General features: G+C 68.1%; 17 protein-coding genes. 9 read left to right on the top strand and 8 right to left on the bottom strand.

Annotated elements, in window-relative coordinates:
* Window positions 1–31 precede the first annotated feature (31 nt).
* The 7 genes from AAFF27_08990 to AAFF27_09020 form a co-directional block, all read right to left on the bottom strand.
* Window positions 32–502, bottom strand: coding sequence for a hypothetical protein (locus AAFF27_08990; GenBank protein ID XAH25309.1), 471 nt, complete (start codon window positions 500–502; stop codon window positions 32–34).
* Window positions 503–519: 17 nt separating this feature from the next.
* Window positions 520–1,866 carry an LLM class flavin-dependent oxidoreductase gene (locus AAFF27_08995; protein XAH25310.1) on the bottom strand — a complete coding sequence of 449 codons (1,347 nt, stop codon included), beginning with the start codon at window positions 1,864–1,866 and terminating at the stop codon, window positions 520–522.
* Window positions 1,863–3,128, bottom strand: a complete 1,266-nt coding sequence (locus AAFF27_09000; GenBank protein XAH25311.1) for an acyl-CoA dehydrogenase family protein — start codon at window positions 3,126–3,128, stop codon at window positions 1,863–1,865. The genes AAFF27_08995 and AAFF27_09000 overlap by 4 nt, the downstream gene beginning before the upstream one ends.
* Window positions 3,128–4,312: an acyl-CoA dehydrogenase family protein gene (locus AAFF27_09005; protein XAH25312.1), complete on the bottom strand. Its 1,185-nt coding sequence runs from the start codon at window positions 4,310–4,312 to the stop codon at window positions 3,128–3,130. Before AAFF27_09005 ends, AAFF27_09000 begins: the two co-directional genes overlap by 1 nt.
* A 23-nt stretch (window positions 4,313–4,335) precedes the next feature.
* Window positions 4,336–5,232: an ABC transporter permease gene (locus tag AAFF27_09010; protein ID XAH25313.1), complete on the bottom strand. Its 897-nt coding sequence runs from the start codon at window positions 5,230–5,232 to the stop codon at window positions 4,336–4,338.
* The gene (locus AAFF27_09015; protein XAH25314.1) at window positions 5,229–6,263 is read right to left on the bottom strand and encodes an ABC transporter permease; all 1,035 of its coding nucleotides are present in this window, start codon (window positions 6,261–6,263) and stop codon (window positions 5,229–5,231) included. Before AAFF27_09015 ends, AAFF27_09010 begins: the two co-directional genes overlap by 4 nt.
* Before the next feature lie 153 nt (window positions 6,264–6,416).
* A complete protein-coding gene (locus tag AAFF27_09020; GenBank protein XAH25315.1) occupies window positions 6,417–8,072 on the bottom strand; it encodes an ABC transporter substrate-binding protein in 1,656 nt (551 codons plus the stop codon).
* A gap of 209 nt (window positions 8,073–8,281) precedes the next feature.
* Here AAFF27_09020 and AAFF27_09025 point away from each other — a divergent pair, with 209 nt between their 5' ends.
* The 8 genes from AAFF27_09025 (at window position 8,282) to AAFF27_09060 (ending at window position 17,166) form a co-directional block, all read left to right on the top strand.
* A complete protein-coding gene (locus AAFF27_09025; GenBank protein ID XAH25316.1) occupies window positions 8,282–9,283 on the top strand; it encodes an ABC transporter substrate-binding protein in 1,002 nt (333 codons plus the stop codon).
* A 23-nt stretch (window positions 9,284–9,306) separates the two neighbouring features.
* A complete protein-coding gene (locus AAFF27_09030) occupies window positions 9,307–10,146 on the top strand; it encodes a class II aldolase/adducin family protein (protein ID XAH25317.1) in 840 nt (279 codons plus the stop codon).
* A 19-nt stretch (window positions 10,147–10,165) separates the two neighbouring features.
* Window positions 10,166–11,170 (top strand): ABC transporter substrate-binding protein, encoded by a 1,005-nt coding sequence (locus AAFF27_09035; GenBank protein ID XAH25318.1) that lies wholly within the window; start codon window positions 10,166–10,168, stop codon window positions 11,168–11,170.
* A 746-nt stretch (window positions 11,171–11,916) separates the two neighbouring features.
* Window positions 11,917–12,927: an ABC transporter substrate-binding protein gene (locus AAFF27_09040; GenBank protein XAH25319.1), complete on the top strand. Its 1,011-nt coding sequence runs from the start codon at window positions 11,917–11,919 to the stop codon at window positions 12,925–12,927.
* Between the two features lie 16 nt (window positions 12,928–12,943).
* Window positions 12,944–14,008, top strand: coding sequence for an ABC transporter permease subunit (locus tag AAFF27_09045; GenBank protein ID XAH25320.1), 1,065 nt, complete (start codon window positions 12,944–12,946; stop codon window positions 14,006–14,008).
* Window positions 14,002–14,802 (top strand): ABC transporter ATP-binding protein, encoded by an 801-nt coding sequence (locus AAFF27_09050; GenBank protein XAH25321.1) that lies wholly within the window; start codon window positions 14,002–14,004, stop codon window positions 14,800–14,802. The genes AAFF27_09045 and AAFF27_09050 overlap by 7 nt, the downstream gene beginning before the upstream one ends.
* Window positions 14,803–14,820: 18 nt before the next feature.
* On the top strand, window positions 14,821–15,990 hold the full coding sequence (locus AAFF27_09055) for a cytochrome c (protein XAH25322.1): 1,170 nt from the start codon (window positions 14,821–14,823) through the stop codon (window positions 15,988–15,990).
* Between the two features lie 120 nt (window positions 15,991–16,110).
* The gene (locus AAFF27_09060) at window positions 16,111–17,166 is read left to right on the top strand and encodes a sterol desaturase family protein (GenBank protein ID XAH25323.1); all 1,056 of its coding nucleotides are present in this window, start codon (window positions 16,111–16,113) and stop codon (window positions 17,164–17,166) included.
* A 2-nt stretch (window positions 17,167–17,168) separates the two neighbouring features.
* Here the strand turns inward: AAFF27_09060 and AAFF27_09065 are convergent, their stop codons facing one another.
* Complete coding sequence (locus AAFF27_09065; GenBank protein XAH25324.1) at window positions 17,169–18,083, bottom strand: alpha/beta hydrolase; 915 nt, start codon at window positions 18,081–18,083, stop codon at window positions 17,169–17,171.
* 176 nt (window positions 18,084–18,259) lie between these two features.
* Here AAFF27_09065 and AAFF27_09070 point away from each other — a divergent pair, with 176 nt between their 5' ends.
* Entirely contained in the window at window positions 18,260–19,354 is a 1,095-nt protein-coding gene (locus AAFF27_09070; protein XAH25325.1) for an aldo/keto reductase, read from the top strand.

The raw sequence follows: 19,354 nt of genomic DNA on the forward strand, positions 1-19,354 counted from the left end.
GTACTGGGCTAGAGGCCTATTTGGCCAATATTCATGAGCGCAGCGTGGCGGTGAGTCGCCGTGGCTGCTGCAGCAGCTCCAGCGCCTGCAGCACCGAGGTGGCGACGACGTTGGCCTGCAGCAGGGTCTCTAGCGCGCCGCCCTCCTGCTGCACCAGCGCAATGCCCAGGGCTGCGGTGTGCAGCATCTTTCGGTCGTTGCGGCCATTGCCTATGGCCACCACGCGCTCGGCGTCCAGTTGGCGTACCAGGTCGCGCTTGGCCTCGGCCTGGCCTTCAACCGGCAGGATGGACAGCTCGACCGGCAGGCCTTTCAGTTGCGCCGCCGCCAGGCCAAAGGTGTCGGCGGTGACGATGTGCACTTGCAAGTGCGCAGAGATGGCCGTCAGCGCCTCTGCAACGCCGGGCAGCAACTGGCCGTCGAGCGCCAGGGTGCCGTTGTAGTCAGAGACCAGGTGCTCCAGTTGCAAGTGGCCAAAGCCGGGGATGTCGATGTCGATCATGGTCTGCTGTGCAGGGTTCAGGCGGCCTGGCGCGGCGCCGCGTAGCGGCTGTCTGGCCGGGGCAGGCCCAGGTGTTCGCGCAGGGTGCGGCCCTCATACGCGCTGCGGAAGATGCCGCGCCGGCGCAGGATAGGCACGACGCCGTCGACAAAATCCTGCAGCCCGTGCGGCAAGGTGTCGGGCATGAGGTTGAAGCCGTCGGCCGCGCCGCCCAGAAACCAGTGCTCGATGTCGGCCGCGATCTGCTCGGGCGTGCCGACGATCACGCGATGCCCGCCGCCGCCGGCCAGCTCGCGGATCAGTTCGCGCACGGTGAAGTTGCCGCGCCGCGCGGTGGCCAGCGTGGCGTGGAAGAAGGTGTGGTTGCCGTTGCCGCCCGCGGGCAGCGGCAGGTTCTCGGGCAGGCGCTCGTCGAGCTTCAATCGGTCAGGTGTGATGCCCAGGATGCCGGCCAGGCGCGTCAGGCTGTAGTCCCAGGGAATGGCATCGATCAGATCGTCGCGCCGGCGGATGGCGTCGGCCTCGGTGGCGCCGATGATGGTGGTGAGCCCGGCCAGTACCTTGACGGCCGCCGGGCCGCGGCCGAAGGCCTCGGCGCGTTGGCGCAGGTCATGTGCGTAGGCGCGCGATTCGTCAAAGGACTGGGATGCAGAGAACACGGCTTCTGCATGCCGCGCCGCCAGGTCGCGCCCGTCGGCCGAGGCGCCGGCCTGCACCAGCACCGGGTGGCCTTGCGGCGTGCGCGGCAGGTTCAATGGGCCGTGCACCGCAAAGTGCTCGCCGCGGTGCGCAATGGCGTGCACCTTGGCCGGGTCGACGAAGCGGCCAGCGGCCTTGTCGCCGATGAAGGCGTCGTCTTCCCAGCTGTCCCACAGCGCCTTGACCACGTCGGTGAACTCTGCCGCGCGGGCATAGCGCTGGCGGTGGTCTACCGCTGCGTCGCGGCCAAAGTTGCGGGCTGAGGGCAGGTCGGCCGTGGTGACGATGTTCCAGCCGGCGCGCCCGCCGCTTACGTGGTCCAGCGTGGCAAAGCGCCGGGCGATGTTGTAGGGCTCGTTGTAGCTGGTGGAGGCGGTGGCGATCAGGCCCAGGTGCGTGGTGGCCGAGGCCACGCAGGCCAGCAGCACCGTGGGCTCCAGCGCGGTGATGGGGCGGAAGTGAATCTGGTCGGCAATGGCGGCGTTGTCGGCCAGGAACATGGCGTCGAAAGTGCCGGCCTCGGCGATCTGCGCGGTGCGGATGTAGTGCTGCACATCGATGAAGGCGGCCGGGTCGCTCTCCGGCCGGCGCCAGGCCGAGGGCAGAAAGCCCGAGTGCAGGGCGTTGATGTTGAGGTGCAGCTGGCGCGGCTTGGGGGCGCTCATTGGAAGGTTCCTGGTTCTGGGTGGCCTTCGCCCAGCAGCCAGCGGCCGACGTTGCGGGTTTTGTATTCGGCCGGGTTGTGCAGGGTGTGGATGCGCGCGTTGCGCCAGAAGCGGTCAAAGCCGTGGCTGCGCACGGCCGAGCGCGCGCCCATCACTTCGAAGATCTCGCTGGTGACCTTGAGGGCGGTCTCGCCCGCCAGCACATTGGCTGCGGCAATCGCCACGGCGGCCTCGCCGCGCTGCTCGGCGCTCAGTGCCTCGCCCTGTGCCCAGGCGTGGTCGAGCGCGGCCAGCGCGCGGTCGGCCAGGGCGGTGGCGGCGCGGGTCTGGGTCCACAGCTCGCCGTACTGGCGCTGCACCCAGGGGTCGTCGATATGCCGCTCCACGCCCGAGTGCAGCCAGGGCCGTGCATGCTGCGTGGTGTAGCTGCGCGCGGCGCGTAGCGCGCCTTGCGCCGTGCCCAGGTAGACGTTGAGCAGCACGCTTTGCTGCTGCAGCGGCGTCAGGGTGCGGTAGGGCTCGGTGGGCGCGCTGGTGGCCTGCAGCGGCACCGGTGCGCCCAGTACCTCGCTTTGGTGGATGCGCACGCCGTGGTAGCTGACCCGGCCGCTGCCGGTCTGGCGCTGGCCTATGCCGTCCCAGTCGTCTTCGATCACCAGGCCTTCGCGGCTGGCCGGGATCGCGGCGAAGCGGCGCAGGCCGTGGTCGCCGGGCTGGTCTTCCCAGGCCACGGCAATGATGTCTGCCACGTGCGTGCCCGAGCTGAAGGGCCGGTAGCCGTCCAGTACAAACCACTCGCCCTCTTGCCGGCCGAACAGGCTGCGCGAGAAGCTGTTGGCGGTATTGCCCCAGAACCAGTTGCCGGCGGCCGAGCGGCGCCACAGGTCTTCGGCCTGTTGCGGCACGCGGCGCTGGCGCAGGCCGACCAGGGCGGAATAGTGGTAGCCGAACAAATGGCCCAGCGAGCCATCGACCTGCGAGAACAGGCGCACGATGCGCAGCGCGGTGGACCAGGGCTCGCCCTCGCCACCCAATGCGCGCGGCAGCAGCAGTGCCAGCAGGCGCTGCTCTTTCAGCAGCCGGATTTGCTCCACCGGCCGGCCGCCGGCGCGGTCGCGCTCGATGGCGTCGGTGGCAAAGATGTCGCGCAGCGCCACGGCGCGCGCGATCCAGGGGTTGTCGGTGGCGGGCGCGAACAAGTCGGGCAGGCTGGCCGGCGTGGGGAGGTAGGCGAGGTTGGCGGACATTTTGGTGAGCTTCATCAGCGGTACATGGCGGGCACGGGCGATTCGCCGGTCAGCAGCCAATGGCCGACGCTGCGCTTCTTGTACTCAGCCGGGTTGTGCAGGCTGTGGGTGCGCACGTTGCGCCAGAAGCGGTCAAAGCCGTTGCCCACGGTGGCCGAGCGCGCGCCCATCAGCTCGAACACATCATTGGAGACGGCCAGGCCGGCCTCGCCCGCATAGAGATTGGCGGTGGCGATGTCGATCGCCGCTGTGCCGCGCTGCTCAAGCGTCAGCGCCGGGCCGTGGGCATAGGCCGTGTCCAGGCTGCGCGCGGCCTGGTCGGCCAGCTCTGTGGCGGCGAGCGTGCGTATGGTCAGCTCGCCGTATTTGCGCTGGATCCAGGGGTCGTCCACATGGCGCTCTACGCCGGAGTGGATCCAGGGGCGCGACTGCGTGGTGGTGTATTCGCGGCCCTGCTCCAGCGCGCCCTGGGCGCTGCCCACGAACACATTGAGCAGCACGCTTTGCTGCAGCAGCGACACCAGCGAGGCAAAGGGCGTGAGCGGGTTGCCGGCCTGGCCCAGCACCTCGTCGTCGTGGATGTGTACCGCGTTGAAGCGCACCGTGCCGCTGCCGGTCTGGCGCTGGCCAATGCCGTCCCAGTCGTCCTCGATGATGATGCCGGCGCGGTCGCTGGGCACCACGGCGCTGCTGCGCCGGCCCTGCTCGTCTTCCCACAGCAGGTGCAGCAGGTTGCACACATGGCTGCCGCTGGAGAAGGGCCGGAAGCCATCCAGCAGCCAGCCGTCTTGCGCCGGCGCGCGGCACGCGGTGGAGGTCTTGGACAGCGCATTGCCCGAGTTGCCCCAGAGCCACTGCTGCTGCACCGTGGGCCGCAGCCAGCGCTCTTTCTGCGCGGCCGAGGCGTAGGCCAGCGTGGTGTGGATCGGCATGTGGTGGTAGCCGTACAGGTGGGCCATGGAGCCGTCGGTACGGGCCAGCTCGCGCACGGCGCGCAGCACCGACAGCCAACTGGCGCCTTCGCCGCCGTATTCACGCGGCAGTTGGGCGCTGGGCAGGCCGGCCTCGCGCAGCAGGCGCACCTGCTCGGTGGGGCGGCCGCCGGCCTGGTCACGCGCGGCGGCGTCGGTGTGGAAGGCCGCGCGCAATGCGGCGGCACGGGCGACCAGCGGGTCGGAGAGGTCTGGTTCGAAAGGCATGGGGGACGAGTTGATGCAGGCGGCTAGCGTTCGCGCAGCCGTGGGTTGAGGGCGTCGTTCAAGCCTTCACCCAGCAGGGTGAAGCCGAGTACGGTGAGCACGATGGCCGCGCCGGGCAGGCCGCAGATGTACCAGGCGTCTATCACCTGTTCGCGCCCGCTGCCGATGATGGTTCCCCAGCTCATCACGTTGGGATCGCCCAGGCCCAGGAAGGCCAGCGCGGCCTCGGTCTGGATGGCGGTGGCCACGGCCAGCGTGGATACGACGATCACCGGCGGCAGTGCGTTGGGCAGGATCTCGCCGAGGATGATGCGCAGGTCGCCCATGCCGGCGCTGCGCGCGGCCAGCACGAATTCACGCTCGCGCAGCGCCAAGAATTCAGCACGCACCAGCCGTGCCGTGGGCGGCCAGGAGACCACCCCGATGGAGAACACCACGGTTGCCACCGAAGGCTTGAACAAGGCCACCAGCACCACGGCCAGCACAAACTTGGGCACGGTCTGGAACACCTCGGTGATGCGCATCAGCACCGTGTCCACCCAGCCACGGTAGTAGCCGCCCAGCGCGCCCACCGCAATACCGACGCCAGTGGCGACCAGCGTGCTGACCAGGCCGATCAGCAGCGACACGCGCGCGCCTGAGACCAGGCCGGTGGCCAGATCGCGGCCCATGAAGTCGGTGCCCAGCAGGTGGGCCGGGTCCTCGCCCGGCCACAGCAGCGGGCTGCCGGCCATGTCCCACGGGTCACCCGGGAAGAACCAGCGGCCAGCGACGGCAGCCAACAACGCGACCAGCAGCAGCGCCGCGCCGACAACAGCCGCCGGATTGCGCAGCAGGCGCCGCACAAACTGCGCGCGGCGTGACACAGGGCGGGGCACTGCGGCCGCCGCCAGCGGAAAAGCGTCTACGGGCAGGCTCATGGCGAAAGGCCCTGTGCCGGTGCTGACGGGGTGGCGTCCGATGCCAGCTGCACCCGTGGGTCGAGGAAGGCGTAGAGCACGTCCACCACGATATTGATCAGCGTCACCAGCACCGCGCTCATCAGCAGAATGCCCAGCAGCAGGTTCAGGTCACGTGCCAGGATGGACTCAAAAGCCAGCCGCCCCAGCCCGGGCCAGGAGAACACCGACTCCACCAGCACCGCGCCGCTGAGCAGCGAGGCCACCTGGTAGCCCAGCATGGTGGCCACCGGCAGCAGTGCGTTGCGCAGCGCATGCGCCAGGGTCACGCGGGCCTCAGACGCGCCCTTGGCACGCGCAGTGCGGATGAAGTCCGCGCCGTAGATCTCCAGCATGGAGCTGCGCATCAGCTTGGCGTACATCGCCAGATAGAAGGTGGCCAGCACGCAGGCCGGCAGCACCGCGTGCCAGGCAATGTCCAGCACCCGGGCCCAGCCGGTGTGGGCGGCGGCCACGTCGACCATGCCGCCCGAGGGAAACCAGCCCAGGCGGGCAGAGAACAGCACGATGGCCATCAGGCCCAGCCAGAAGGTGGGCAGGGCATAGGCCACCAGCACCACCACCGACACCAGGTGATCGACCCAGCCATGCACCTTGCGCGCCGACAGCACGCCCAAGGCCACGCCCAGCACCAGCGCAATGACCATGGCCGCCACCATCAGCAGCAGCGTGGCCGGCAGGCGGTCCAGGATCAGGTCGCGCACCGGCATGTTCTGCCGGTAGGAAAAGCCCAGGTCCAGCGTCAGCAGCCGGCCCAGGTAGTGCCACAGCTGCAGCGCCACCGGCTGGTCCAGGCCAAAGCTGGCGCGCAACTGGGCCATGGTCTCGGGTGTGGCCGCGCCGGCTTCGCCCGCGAGCACGTCCACCACGTCGCCCGGCGCGATCTGCAGCACCAGGAAGTTGAGCAGCGCAATGCCCACAACTACTGGCACCGCCTGCGGCAAGCGGCGCCGCAGAAAGCGCCAAGCGTTGTGAGCAGAAGTGGGCTTCATCTCAGCCATCCATAGCGCTGCATGCCACCCGCAGCGTACGAAACAGCAAGGCACGGCCATGCGCAGACATACGCGGAACCGGCTTTGCCGGGCCGCTGGATGTGCCCCTGGAAGGGGGGGCGAAGACGCGAAGCGCGTAGCCTGGGGGGCGCTTCATTTCGGCGTGAGCCAGGCGTCGGCATAAGAAGCAAACAGGCCATCGCCCTGCGTGCTGGTCTTGTGGAAGCGGCGCGAGGCCACGGTCACCCAGGTTTGCTCGACCAGCTCCAGCAGCGGCACGTCTTCCTGCACGATCTGCTGCCACTGGCGGATCAAGGCCTTGCGCCGCGCCGGGTCGGCCTCTGCGGCGGCGGCCTCCATCACCTTGTCCAGCTCGGGGTTGGAGTAGCCCGAGCCATTGGTCCACGGCACGCCCTTGCGGATGTTCTGCGTCCAGTACAGGCGCTGCACACCCAGCGTTGGGTCGGGCAGGCGGTGCAGGCTGGAGACCATCAGGTCGTAGTCTTGCTCGGTGAAGATGCGGCGCAGGTAGCTGGCGGTGTCGCCGGCGCGCAGCTCTACGTCCACGCCCACCCGGGCCAGCGACTGCTTGATGAATTCCGCCTGCCGCGTGGCCGACACGCCGGCACCGGCGTCGTAGTCGAGCGTGAGCTGCAGGCGCTTGCCGTCGGGTTTTTTCTTCAGGCCGGCCTCGTCCAGCAGGGCGGCGGCCTTCTGCAGGTCGTAGGGGTAGCGGCGCACATCGTCGCTGTAGTAGTTGACCACCGACGAAGGCACCGGCCCGGTCGCGGCCTTGCCGTAGCCCAGGAACACCACCTTCAGCAGCGCATCGCGGTCGATCGCATGGGCAAAGGCCTGGCGCACCCGCTTGTCCTGGAAGTAGGGCCGGCGCACGTTGAACTGCGTCAGGAAGATGGTCGACAGGTAGCGCCCATCGTCGAGGTTGATGGTGTACTTCTGCGGGTCGCGGAAACGGCTCAGGCTGGACGGCGGGATGCTCGATCCCAGCGCCACGTCCAGCTCGCCCGCCTCCAGCGCCACGGTGCGCGCCGTGGCGTCCGGGATGAACTTGAAGACCACGCCATCCAGGTAAGGCTGCTGCACGCCCTGGGCGTCGCGGCCCCAGTAGTTGGGGTTGCGTTCCAGCCGCACGTGGCTGCCCTTGACCCACTCCTTGAAGACGAAGGGGCCGGTACCCACCGGGGCCGAGTTGGCCGGGTGCGTGAGCACGTCCTTGCCCTCATACAGGTGCTTGGGCAGGATCTGCGCGCCATAGGTGTTGATGTAGTTCAGCACATAGGGCGCGGGCGAAGACAGGCGTATCACCACCGTCGTGCGGTCAGGTGTCTCGACCTGGGTCACGTTGGCAAAGGCGGCACGGCCGAAGGGGTGGAGCTTCTTCCACACCTCTTCCAGCGTGTACTTGACGTCGGCCGAGCTGAAGTCCTGGCCGTCATGCCACTTCACGCCTTCGCGCAGCTTGAAGCTGATGGCCAGGCCGTCGGGCGATACGTTCCACGCAGTGGCCAGCGCGGGTACTGGCCGCAGGTCCAGGTCGTAGCTGACCAGGCCTTCCAGCACCTTGCTCGACACCTGGCCGATGTTCATGGTGGTGTTGAAGGCCGAGGTGAGGATGGTCGGCTCCGGTGCCACTGCCACGTTCAGGATGCCGCCGCGCACCGGCGTGCCGGCAGGGAAGGGCGCCGAGCGTGCGGCCTGTGCCTGCACGGCAGCCGGCAGGCCCGCTCCCAGGGCCAGCAAGGCCAGTGATGCATGTGCGGTGGAAGTCAACAGGTGGCGGCGATGCATGGTTCTCTTCGGACTTCCAGTGGACAAGGCACGGAACTCTAGAGACGGGCATTGATGGCGACGAGGAATATTCGGGAGCATGCATATCCGGGAACCGCATGAGCTGCGCCGCGGCGGCCAACTGCTGGCGTCAGATAAGCAACTGCGTTTTCATTCCTTGGGCGCGCGGCGGTGCGCAGATAAGGTCTGCAGCTTTCCCGGAGCTGTCGATGCCCTCATCCTCCCCAGCCTTTTCGCGCCGCCAGTGGCTGCAGGCCACGGCCGCAGCGGCGGGGGCTTCGCTGCTGGCGCTGCCTGCTGGCGCGGCCAGCACCGATCTGTCGGGTGTGAGCCTGCGCGTGGCCACCTACAAGGGCCTGTGGCGGCCGCTGCTGGAATCCGCCGGGCTGGCCAGTACGCCTTACCGCATCGACTGGCGCGAGCTGAACAACGGCGTGCTGCACATCGAGGCCATCAACGGCGATGCGCTGGATGTGGGCTCGGGCAGCGAGATCCCGGCGATCTTCGCGGCGCGGCAGAACGCCTCGGTGCGCTTCATTGCCGCCATCCACGAGGACCTGAACAGCCAGGTCACGCTGGCGCGCCAGGATGCGCCGATCCGCTCCATCGCCGATCTAAAGGGCCGCCGCGTCGGCTATGTGCGCGCCACCACGGCCCACTACTACCTGGCCAAGCAGCTGGCCGAGGTGGGCCTTGGCTTCAACGATATCCAGGCGGTGAACCTGACGCCGGCCGATGGCTTGTCGGCCTTTGCGCGCGGCGACCTCGATGCCTGGGCCATCTACGGCTACAACGGGCAGCTTGGGCGCCTCAGGTTTGGGGGCAGGGTGCTCAAGACCGGCAAGGGCTACCTGTCGGGCAACTTCCCGGTCTATGCCAACCCGCGCGCGCTGGACGACCCATTGCGCCGCGCCGCCACGGCCGACTTTCTTCTGCGCCTGCAAAAAGCCTATGCCTGGGCCAACGGCAACTACCTGGCCTATGCGCGCGCGCAGTCGGCCGATACCCGGGTGCCGGTGGGCGACCTGGTCGAACTCTTCAACGGCCGCAGCGACGACTACGCGCTGGTGCCCGTCACCGACGCCACCGTGCGCAGCCACCAGGAGGTGGCCGACACCTTCCTCAAACTGGGCGTGCTCGACGGCCCGGCCAACGTGGCGCCGTTCTGGGACCGCCGCTTTGGTGCGGTGCTGTCGGCGCTGGCCGGTTGATCCATATCCATCAAGAACCCATCATGTCCACTGTCATTGAAGAACGCCCCAGCACGTCCACCTTCCCGCCCAGCATCGAGCGCCTGCGCAACCCCGTGATCGAGCGGCGCGACTGGTTCGACGAGATCCCGCCGCGCGCCACGCTGGAGGCCGAGCGCCAGCACCGCAAGCAGCGCCTGGCCGTGGCCTTTCGCCTGTTTGCGCGCTATGGCTTCGACCAGGGCCTGGCCGGCCACATCACCGCGCGCGACCCGGAGCTGCACGACCACTTCTGGGTCAACCCCTTTGGCCTGCACTTCTCGCGCATCCGCGTGTCAGACCTGCTGCTGGTCAACGCCCAGGGCGAGATCGTGGTCGGCAAGCGCCCGCTGAATCGCGCCGCCTTCGCCATCCACGCCGCGCTGCACGAGGCCCGGCCCGACGTCATTGCCGCGGCCCACACCCATTCCACCTACGGCAAGGCCTGGTCCTCGCTCGGCCGCCTGCTGGACCCACTCACGCAAGACGGCTGCTCTTTCTATGAAGACCACGCGCTGTTCGACGACTTCCGCGGCGTGGTGCTGGAGACGGACGAGGGCTTTCGCATTGCCAAGGCGCTGGGCAATCGCAAGGCCGCGATCCTGAAGAACCACGGCATCCTCACCGTAGGGCCCAGCGTGGAGGCTGCCGCCTGGTGGTACATCGCGCTGGAGAACGCCTGCCACGTGCAACTGCTGGCCGAGGCCGCCGGCACGCCGATCCCGATCGATCCAGAGACCGCGCGCCTGACCCACGAGCAGGTTGGCCGCCCGGGTGGCGCGCTGTTCTCGTTCGAGGCCTTGTATGAAGGGCTGGTGGCAGCAGAGCCGGATGTGCTCGACTGATAAAGAAGGAGCGAGGACCATGCCACACCACCCCATCTTGTCGCGCCGCGGCCTGCTCCAGGCCGGCGGCGCAGCGGCCATTGCCGCACCGGCGCTGATGCTGTCGAGCCGCGCCTGGAGCCAGCCGCGCAAGCTCACCTTTGCCTGGAACGCCACGGCCTTCTGCCTGTCGCCGGTGGTGATAGCGCAGGAGCGCGGCTTTTTCGAGAAGAACGGCCTGCAGGTGGACCTGATCAACTACACCGGCTCGACCGACCAGTTGCTGGAGTCATTGGCCAGCGGCAAGGCCGACGCCGCCGTGGGCATGGTGCACCGCTGGCTCAAGCCGCTGGAGTCGGGCTTCGACGTGAAGATCGTCGGCAGCTCGCACGGCGGCTGCGTGCGCCTGGTGGGCGTGAAAGAGGCGGGGGTGACCGACCTGCAAAAGCTCAAGGGCAAGACCATAGGCGTGTCTGACATCGCCAGCCCGGGCAAGAACTTCTTCTCCATCCTGCTCAAGAAGAACGGCATAGACGCTGACCGCGACGTCACCTGGCGCCAGTACCCGGCCGACCTGCTCGACATCGCAGTCGACAAGGGCGAGATCCAGGCCATCGCCGACGGCGATCCCAACATCTACCTGATAGAGAAGCGCAACAAGGCACGCTACGTGCAACTGGCCACCAACCTCTCGGGCGAGTACCGCGACAAGGTCTGCTGCATCGTCGGCGCGCGCGGCGAGCTGGTGCGCAAAGACCGCGCCACCGTCGCCGCGCTGGTGCGCTCCATCCTGCAGGCCTCGGACTTCGTGGCCGACAACCCCAACGAGTCGGCCAAGCTGTTTGCCAAGTACTCGCCCAAGGTGTCGGTGGAGGACCTGCAGGCGCTGCTGGGCACGCTCACCCATGGCCACCATCCGGTGGGTGGCAGCCTGCGGGATGAGGTGGCTTTTTATGCGCAGGATTTTCGGTCGGTGGGGGTGCTTAAGGGCAGTACGGATCCGCAGCGGTTTGCTGCGCATGTGACGGCGGATGTACTTGCCTAGGTCTGGCACGTCGAGGTTTTTTAGATATCCGTGTTGGTGAGCCTTGCTGGCGGCGGGTGCCGGGACTCGCCCCGGCGGGCGACCTACTTGTTCTTTGCTTCGCCAAAGAAAAGTAGGCAAAAGAAAGGCGAGCCGGAGCCAGGGGCCCTACGGGCTCCCCTGCGCTGCTCGCGCCGGGCGGGGTATCGCCCAAACTCGCTTCGCTCAAACAAGGGCGATCCCTGATCCGCCCGTCGCTGCGCTGCTCGGCCCTGCCAACGGCGTTGGGCAGCCGAACAGCCGGCCCCCACCCCAGCCCTCCCCCAGCGGGGGAGGGAGTAATGCAGAGACAAAGGCCGAGCGCAGCGATGGCCCGTGTGGCTGTCCCGGGCCCCCTCTGTGGCGTCGAGGAGCGGAAGAGTCGGCAGGTTGCCGCGCGTAGCGCGGATGGCGAGGACTGTTTGAGCGAAGCGAGTTCCGCAGCCACCTGCCGACTCTGAGCACCGCAGAGCAGTCCGGCAAAGCCGGACCGCCACAGCGGGGTCGCCTTCTCTTTGGTGACTTTCTCTTGGCGACACAAGAGAAAGTTACTCGCCCGCCGGGGCGAACTCCCGGCACCCGCCGCCAGCAAGGCAAACAGCGCAGGGATAGCTAGCAGTCTCGAAGCCCCCAAAGATTTTGCAGATAAGCACATGCATCTTTATCCGTTGTAAGCCCCGCAAGCGCTAGTTACCGTGGCAGCAATCTTTCATTGCTGGAGAACCCCGATGACTCTGCTGCGACCCACCCCTTCCGTTTCCCGCCGCACAGCGCTGCGCAGCGCCGCTGCCGCCGGCATTGCAGGCTCTGCCGGCGTGCTGGGCGTGCGGGCCTGGGCGCAGCAGCCGCTCAAGAAGATCACCTTTGCCTGGAGCCAATCGGGCTACTGCCAGTCGCCGATCCCGGTGGCGATCGAGCGCGGCTTTTTTGAGAAGAACGGGCTGGAAGTCGAGTCGCTGAACTGGGCCGGTTCTGCCGACCAGTTGCTGGAAGCGCTGGCCACCGGCAAGGCTGACGTGGGCGCGGGCCTGATCCACCGCTGGCTCAAGCCGCTGGAGGCGGGCTTTGATGTCAAGGTGGTGTCCAGCCTGCATGGCGGCTGCCTGCGGCTGGTGGGGGTGAAGCAGGCCGGCGTGGCTGATGAGCGCAACCTGCGCGGCAAGGTCATTGGCGTGAGCGACCAGAACAGCCCGGCCAAGAATTTCTTTGACATCCACCTGACCAAGAGGGGCCTTGGCAAGGATGTGGAATGGCGCGTCTACCCGGCCGACCTGCTGGACGTGGCCGCCAAGAAGGGGGAGATCCAGGCGATTGCCGACGGCGACCCCAACCTGTTCCTGATCGAGAAACGCAACCCCGGCGTGTTCGCCGAAATCGGCAACAGCGGCATTGGCGAGTACGCCGACAAGCTGTGCTGCGTGATCGGCGCGCGCGGCCAGTTCGTGCGCAACGACAAGCCAGCCGCAGCAGCCGTGGTGCGGGCATTGGCGCAGGCCTCTGACTTCGTGGTCGAGAACCCGAACGAGACCGCGCGTATCTACGCCAAGTACTCCAAGGTGTCGCAGGAAGAGCTGCAAGCATTGTTCAACAGCACCAACTACAAGCACCACCCCACCGGCAAGAACCTGCGCGACGAGGTCGAATTTTTTGCGCGCGATTTCCAGACCGCCGGCATCCTGAAGAAGAGCACGGACCCGGTGCGCTTCGCCGACCACATCGCGCTCGACGTGCTGGCCTGAGCTATAGGAGCACGCGATGAGCACGACGACCGCAGACGCCTCGCTGGCGCTACCCAGCAGCCCTGCCGCGCGGCAGGCGCCCGCCGCGCGCACGGCCGCACCCGCCGCCCTGCAGACCCCCGTGCCACCACGCCTCTGGCGCACCGGCCTGCTGGCCGCTGGCGCCTGGGCGCTGGTGGGCCTGCTCACGCTCTACTGGCCGAACAAGGTGGTGGGCTTCAGCGACTGGGCTTTCACCAACGAGCTGGGCACGACCCTGCTGGTGCTGGCGTTTGCGCTCGCGGCCGTGGCGCTGTGGGGCGGACATAACCGCGTGGGCCAGCGCCTGCGCCCGGCCGGCCAATGGCTGATTGCCGCGCCGCTGCTGCTGGCGCTGTGGGAGCTGCTGACGGCCAAGCTCGCGCTGCTGCCGCCACCTTTCTTTGCCCCGCCGCAAAGCCTGATCGATGTGGCCTACGAAGACTGGAGCCGGCTCGGCCTGTCCACGCTGCATTCGCTGCGCCTGCTGGCCAACGGCTTTGTGCTGGGCGCGTTGGTGGGCTTTGTCACGGGCGTGTGGATCGGCTGGTCGCGCATTGCCGGTTACTGGGTGCATCCGCTGCTGCGCTTTCTGGGGCCGGTGCCGGCCTCGGCGCTGCTGCCGCTGGCCTTTTTCTTTGCGCCGTCGAGCTATGCGGCGGCGGTGTTCCTGATCGCGCTGGCATCGTTCTTCCCGGTGGCGGTGCTGACCTGGTCGGGCGTGGCCGGTGTCAACAAAAGCTACTACGACGTGGCGCGCACGGTGGGCGCGTCGGAATGGTTCCTGGTGCTGCGCGTGGCGATCCCGGCGGCGCTGCCGCAGGTGTTTGTTGGCCTGTTCATGGCGCTGGGCGCTTCGTTCTCGACCCTGGTCACGGCCGAGATGATGGGCGTCAAGGCCGGCCTGGGCTGGTACCTGCAGTGGGCGCAGGGCTGGGCTGCCTACGCCAACATGTATGCGGCGCTGCTGGTCATGGCCGTGCTGTGCTCGGGCCTGATCACGCTGCTGTTCACCGTGCGCGACCGGGCGCTGTCCTGGCAAAAAGGGACCGTCAAATGGTAGATACCGCCACCGCCCGCCCGCAGGCAGAAGCCGCGCAGCGCGGCGCGCAGATCGAGGCGCGCAATGTCAGCCACTGGTTCAAGGTGCCCAGCGGCGTGCTGCAGGTGCTCGACAGCGTAGACCTGCAGGTCGCGCCCGGTGAGTTCGTGGCCCTGCTGGGCCCCAGCGGCTGCGGCAAGTCCACGCTGCTGCGCCTGGTCGCGGGCCTGGAGCCGGCCACCGCGGGCGAGATCACGCAAGACGGCGAGCTGATCACCCGGCCCGATCCGTCGCGCATCGTGGTGTTCCAGGACCCAACCCTCTACCCCTGGCGCACGGTGCGCGACAACGTGGCCCTGGGCCCGCAGGCGCAGGGCCGCTTGAAGGAACGCCAGGCGCGGGTGGACGACGCGCTGCGCCTGGTCGGCCTGACGGAATTCGCCCAGGCCTTTCCGCACCAGCTGTCTGGCGGCATGGCGCAGCGCGTGGCGCTGGCGCGCGCCCTGGTCAACGACCCGCAACTGCTGGTGCTGGACGAACCCCTGGGCAAGCTCGATTCACTGACCCGCCTGCAGATGCAGAGCGAGCTGGTGAGCCTGTGGCAGCGCGAAGGCTTCTCGGCGCTGCTGGTCACGCATGATGTGGAAGAGGCGCTGTTTCTGGCGCAGCGCGTCATCGTCTTCAGCGACCGGCCCGCGCGCATCGCAGCCGAGCTGAAGGTGGACTTGCCCTACCCGCGCCACCGCGGCGACCCGCGCCTGACCGAACTGCGCCACCAGGCGCTGCGCCATCTGGGGCTCGATGCAAGCTGGTAATGCCCCACGGGGCCGACTGTGATCTCCACCGAAGACTGGCTGAACGGCCTGCTCGCCTTGCTGCAGGGCGCGCAGTCGGGCCTGCTCGCGCTGCTGCATGCGCTGGGCCTGGCCGGCGACAGCCATGGCCAGCCGGCCTGGCCTTTTGCCTGGCGCATCGCGGGTGAAACCCTGCGCATAGACCTGGGGCAGGCGCGCCAACTGGCCTTGTCGCTGGTGCTGCTGGCCGCTGCCGTGCTGGCCTTGCTGCTGACTGTGGTCTTCTGGCGCCGCCGCGTGGCGCGCGTGCTGCTGGGCGGTGGCGCACTGGCCTTGCTGGTGCTCGCGCCCTGGCCCGATGCCCATGTGGCCCTGGCACCGGCCGACCCCACCAGCTTTCACCGCTCGCCCACTGGTTTCACGGCAGCGTCAGTGGTGCGCGGGCAGGCCTTGTACACGCAGCACTGCCTGGCCTGCCACGGCGCGGATGGCCGGGGCCAGGGGCCGCAGGCCGCGGCGCTGCCAGTCTGGCCGCCAGACCTGGCCGGGCCGCTGCTGTGGCGGCGCGCCGATGGCGATTTGTTCTGGCGCATCCTGCATGGCCTGCGCGACCGCCGTGGCGCCACCACCATGGCCGGCTTTGATGGCCAATTGCGCGACGACCAGGTCTGGTCCCTGATCGACTACATGAAGGCTCTTGGGGCAGGGCAGGGCCTGCGCGTGGCCGGGCTCTGGGCGCAGCCGATAGGCGTGCCCGACTTCAGCGTGCGCTGCGATGGCCGGGCGCCACGGCCGGCCTCTGCCTGGCATGGGCAGCGCCTGCGCATCGTCGTGGCGGGAGCGGAGCCCGCCGCCCCGGTGCTGGAAGACCCGCGCCTCACCACCGTGCTGCTGCGCAGCGGCGGCACGGCTCCGGCAGGCATCGACTGCGTGGCCGACGCGCCCGAGGCCTGGCAGGCGCTGGCGCTGGTGGCCGGCACTTCGCCCCAGGCCCTGGCCGGCACCCAGTTCATCGCCGACCGCGCGGGCTGGCTGCGCGCACGCGGCGAGCCGGGCAAGGCCGACTGGTCTGCCTCCGACCTGCTGTGCCGCACCGAGACCAGCGCTGCCAAGGCGCCCGCCGCGCCCGTGGCCGATGGCATGGGCGCACTGATCGCCCGCATGGACGCCGAGCCGGTGCGCTTCATCAAGGGCGGCTTCGTTCACTGAGTTTGAATGAAATAGGCCTCTAGCCCAGGTACCACCTGGGATTTGTGCTATACATTTTGAATTTCTGTGGTCGGTGCCAGAATGGCGGGCTTGCCCTGCCTGCCGCACCTTTTCACCACCATGCTGTCCTTGTCTCTGCTCTGGTCCGATGCCATTTCCTGGGCCAGCGGCCATCTGGTCGTCCCGGCGCTGACGCTGCTGCACATCGGCGAGGCGGCCGGTGATCCGCGCGAAATTGCCGAGGCCTTGCTGATCGCCGCGCTGCAGCTCTTCATCATTGCCGGCATCTTTCGCCCGCTGGAGAGCCTGCTGCCGGCCGAGCGCTGGGAGGACCGGCGCCTGACCACGGTAGACCGCCACTACACGCTGCTGATGCTGCTGGGCCTGTTCCCGCTGTTCAGCTTTCTGGTGCTGATGCCCTTCGCGCACCTGCTGGGCGGTGGCCCCACGACGGCCGAGCCGAGCGGGCTCAAACACTGGTTCCCGTGGTTCGAGCAGCATCCGTTTGCGATGTTCTTCGTCTACTACGTGGCCTACGACTGCTTCTATTACTGGATGCACCGCGCCCAGCACGCCATTCCCTGGTGGTGGGCGCTGCACAGCATGCACCACAGCCAGCGCCAGATGAGCTGCTGGAGCAATGACCGTGGCAACTACCTGGACGGCATGCTGCAGTCCTTCCTGCTGGCCACGGTGGGGCTGGCGCTGGGCGTGGAGCCGTCTGAGTTTGCGCTGCTGGGGCTGCTGAGCGAGCTGGTGCAGAACTTCTCGCACGCCAACGTGCGCCTGCGCCTGGGCCGCATCGGCTGGGTGGGCGAGCGCCTGCTGGTGGGCCCGCGCTTTCACCGCCTGCACCACATGCTGCGTGACCCGGATCGGCCCACCCTGCACAACTGCAACTTCGGCCAGGTGCTGTCGGTGTGGGACCGCCTGTTTGGCACCGCGCTCTACGGCGCGCCGCTGCGCCCCACGGGCGTGAGCGACCCGGTGGTCGATGCCGACAACGAGCGTGGTCTGGTAGCCATGCAGTGGCACACGCTCAAGCGCTTCTGGGGCGCCTTCCGCCGGCCGGCGGGCTGGCGGCTGGGCGATGTGTCCTTTGGGCCGGGCTATGCGCCGATCCACGATGAAGAGGCACCGGCCAAGCCCGCAGCGCGCGGCAGCTCGGCCGGCTGACTTCAGCGCAAGAAGTCTTCGATCAGCTTAGCCACCTGTGCCGGCTGGTCGTGGTGCAGCATGTGCGCCGCATCGGTCACCAGCGCGCGGCGGCAGTCCGGCACGGCGCGCAGGCGTTCGTGGAATTCAGCCAGCATGTAGCGCCCGCCCCACCAGCGTTCCATCTCGTTGTCTGACGCCTCCAGCACCAGCACCGGCGCGGTAATGGCGGCGAAGTGGGCCAGCGCTTCTTCCACCCGGTAGACCTGGGCACCGATCACCTTGTGCGCGGCATGGCCCAGGATCTGCCACTGCGTGCTGCCGTCGGCCAGCGTCACCGGGCGCGCCCAGTGCTGCGCCAGCCAGGCCGCCTTGTCGGGTGTCAGGCGCGGGTTGGTGCGCATCAGGCGGCGGGCCACGCCGTCTACATCGGCGTAGTGCTTGAGTGCCTTGTCGCCGCGCTCCAGCGCCTTCAGCTCGTCGATCCACTGCGCGTGGCGCTGGGGTGCTTTGTCGGCGCGCATCGCCGGCATGCCAAAGCCTTCCAGGTTGATAAGGCGGCGAATGCGCTGTGGCCGCACACCGGCATAAAGCATGGCCACGTTGCCGCCCATGCTGTGGCCGGCCAGGTCCACCGGGCCTTCGGGCACCAGGGCATCGAGCAGAAAGTCGAGGTCGGCCAGGTAGTCGGCATGCCAGAACTGATCGGTCGGCGGCACCTCGGTCAGGCCAAAGCCGCGCCAGTCCGGCGCAATCACAAAGCGGTCTTCTGCCATGGCGTCCACCACGAACTGCCAGGACGCGCCCACGTCCATCCAGCCATGCACCAGCACCAGCGGCGGCACGCCGGGCTGCGGCGTGCCCCAGGTGCGCACGTGGTAGCGCAGATGGCGCAGGGGAACAAAGCGGTTGTCGGCGTGGCGGCGGGCTTGGTACATAGCGCTGGGATCATAGGGACGCTGCTGCGCAAAGGCAGTCCGCTGGCGGACAGCGTCAGCAGGCATTGCTTCCAAAAATATAGCTATATGCCCTTGTGTATAAAGGGCTGGAGGCACTTTTTGCTTGCAATCTCCGACTGCCGACAAGCCGCTGCCAAACCTGCTGTAATTTGCGCATGAGTACTTCTTCCTCTTCTTCTTCGTCCGCGTTTGCGCCGGTCCGCCTGGGCCAGAGCGAGCTGCAGGTTTCCCCCATCTGCCTGGGCACCATGACCTTCGGCGAGCAGGTCGCCGAGGCCGATGCCCACGCCATCCTCGACCGCGCAGTGGAGCGCGGCATCGACTTCCTGGACACCGCCGAGATGTACGCCGTGCCCGCGCGCAAGGAGACCTACGGCGCGACTGAAACCATCATCGGCAACTGGTTTGCGCGCCGCCCCGGTGTGCGCCAAAAATTGGTGCTGGCAACCAAGGTGGCCGGCCCCTCGCGCGGCATGCCCTGGGTACGCGAAGGGCAGGGCATGACGGCGGCCGACATCGTTGCCTCTTGCGACGCCAGCCTGAAGCGCCTGCAGACCGACGTCATCGACCTGTACCAGATCCACTGGCCTGAGCGCCATGTGCCGGCCTTTGGCCAGCTCTACTACGACCCGGCCCAGGAACGCACGCAGACCTCGATCCACGAGCAGCTCGACGCACTCGCCGGCCTGGTCAAGGCCGGCAAGGTGCGCGCCATTGGCTTGTCCAACGAGACGCCCTATGGCGTGCATGAGTTTGTGCGCCTGGCCGAGGCGCACGGCCTGCCGCGCGTGGCCTCGGTGCAGAACGTCTACTGCCTGATCAGCCGCGGCGTAGAGAACGCGCTGGACGAGAGCCTGCACCGCTTGGGCGTATCACTGCTGGCCTACTCGCCGCTGGCCTTTGGCCTGCTCACCGGCAAGTACGACCAAAGCGGCCCCACCGGCCCCGACGCCCCCAAGGGCGCGCGCATCGCCAGTTACGAGTCGGTACGCAAGCAGCGCTGGGGCCGCCCCGAAGCCCTGGTGGCCGCGCGCCGCTACAACGCCCTGGCGCGCCAGCACGGCCTGACGCCCACGCAACTGGCGCTGGCCTTCTGCTACACCAAGTGGCAGGTCGCCAGCACCATCATCGGCGTGACCACGGTGGCGCAGTTGGATGAGGACATCAATGCCTGGGGCACCAAGCTGTCGCCCGAGGTGCTGGCTGAGATCGACAAGATCCGCTGGGAGATCCGCGATCCTGCAAATTGA

This window comes from Xylophilus sp. GW821-FHT01B05, from assembly GCA_038961845.1.
Taxonomy (GTDB): domain Bacteria; phylum Pseudomonadota; class Gammaproteobacteria; order Burkholderiales; family Burkholderiaceae_C; genus Xylophilus.

Excerpts from the sequence above, each read along its gene's own strand:
- AAFF27_09015 (XAH25314.1), bottom strand. The coding sequence starts at position 6,263 with ATGAAGCCCACTTCTGCTCACAACGCTTGGCGCTTTCTGCGGCGCCGC.
- AAFF27_09070 (XAH25325.1), top strand. The coding sequence starts at position 18,260 with ATGAGTACTTCTTCCTCTTCTTCTTCGTCCGCGTTTGCGCCGGTCCGC.
- AAFF27_09040 (XAH25319.1), top strand. The coding sequence starts at position 11,917 with ATGACTCTGCTGCGACCCACCCCTTCCGTTTCCCGCCGCACAGCGCTG.
- AAFF27_09030 (XAH25317.1), top strand. The coding sequence starts at position 9,307 with ATGTCCACTGTCATTGAAGAACGCCCCAGCACGTCCACCTTCCCGCCC.
- AAFF27_08995 (XAH25310.1), bottom strand. The coding sequence starts at position 1,866 with ATGAGCGCCCCCAAGCCGCGCCAGCTGCACCTCAACATCAACGCCCTG.
- AAFF27_09045 (XAH25320.1), top strand. The coding sequence starts at position 12,944 with ATGAGCACGACGACCGCAGACGCCTCGCTGGCGCTACCCAGCAGCCCT.
- AAFF27_09035 (XAH25318.1), top strand. The coding sequence starts at position 10,166 with ATGCCACACCACCCCATCTTGTCGCGCCGCGGCCTGCTCCAGGCCGGC.
- AAFF27_09025 (XAH25316.1), top strand. The coding sequence starts at position 8,282 with ATGCCCTCATCCTCCCCAGCCTTTTCGCGCCGCCAGTGGCTGCAGGCC.
- AAFF27_09050 (XAH25321.1), top strand. The coding sequence starts at position 14,002 with ATGGTAGATACCGCCACCGCCCGCCCGCAGGCAGAAGCCGCGCAGCGC.
- AAFF27_09000 (XAH25311.1), bottom strand. The coding sequence starts at position 3,128 with ATGAAGCTCACCAAAATGTCCGCCAACCTCGCCTACCTCCCCACGCCG.
- AAFF27_09060 (XAH25323.1), top strand. The coding sequence starts at position 16,111 with ATGCTGTCCTTGTCTCTGCTCTGGTCCGATGCCATTTCCTGGGCCAGC.
- AAFF27_09020 (XAH25315.1), bottom strand. The coding sequence starts at position 8,072 with ATGCATCGCCGCCACCTGTTGACTTCCACCGCACATGCATCACTGGCC.
- AAFF27_09005 (XAH25312.1), bottom strand. The coding sequence starts at position 4,312 with ATGCCTTTCGAACCAGACCTCTCCGACCCGCTGGTCGCCCGTGCCGCC.
- AAFF27_09010 (XAH25313.1), bottom strand. The coding sequence starts at position 5,232 with ATGAGCCTGCCCGTAGACGCTTTTCCGCTGGCGGCGGCCGCAGTGCCC.
- AAFF27_08990 (XAH25309.1), bottom strand. The coding sequence starts at position 502 with ATGATCGACATCGACATCCCCGGCTTTGGCCACTTGCAACTGGAGCAC.
- AAFF27_09065 (XAH25324.1), bottom strand. The coding sequence starts at position 18,083 with ATGTACCAAGCCCGCCGCCACGCCGACAACCGCTTTGTTCCCCTGCGC.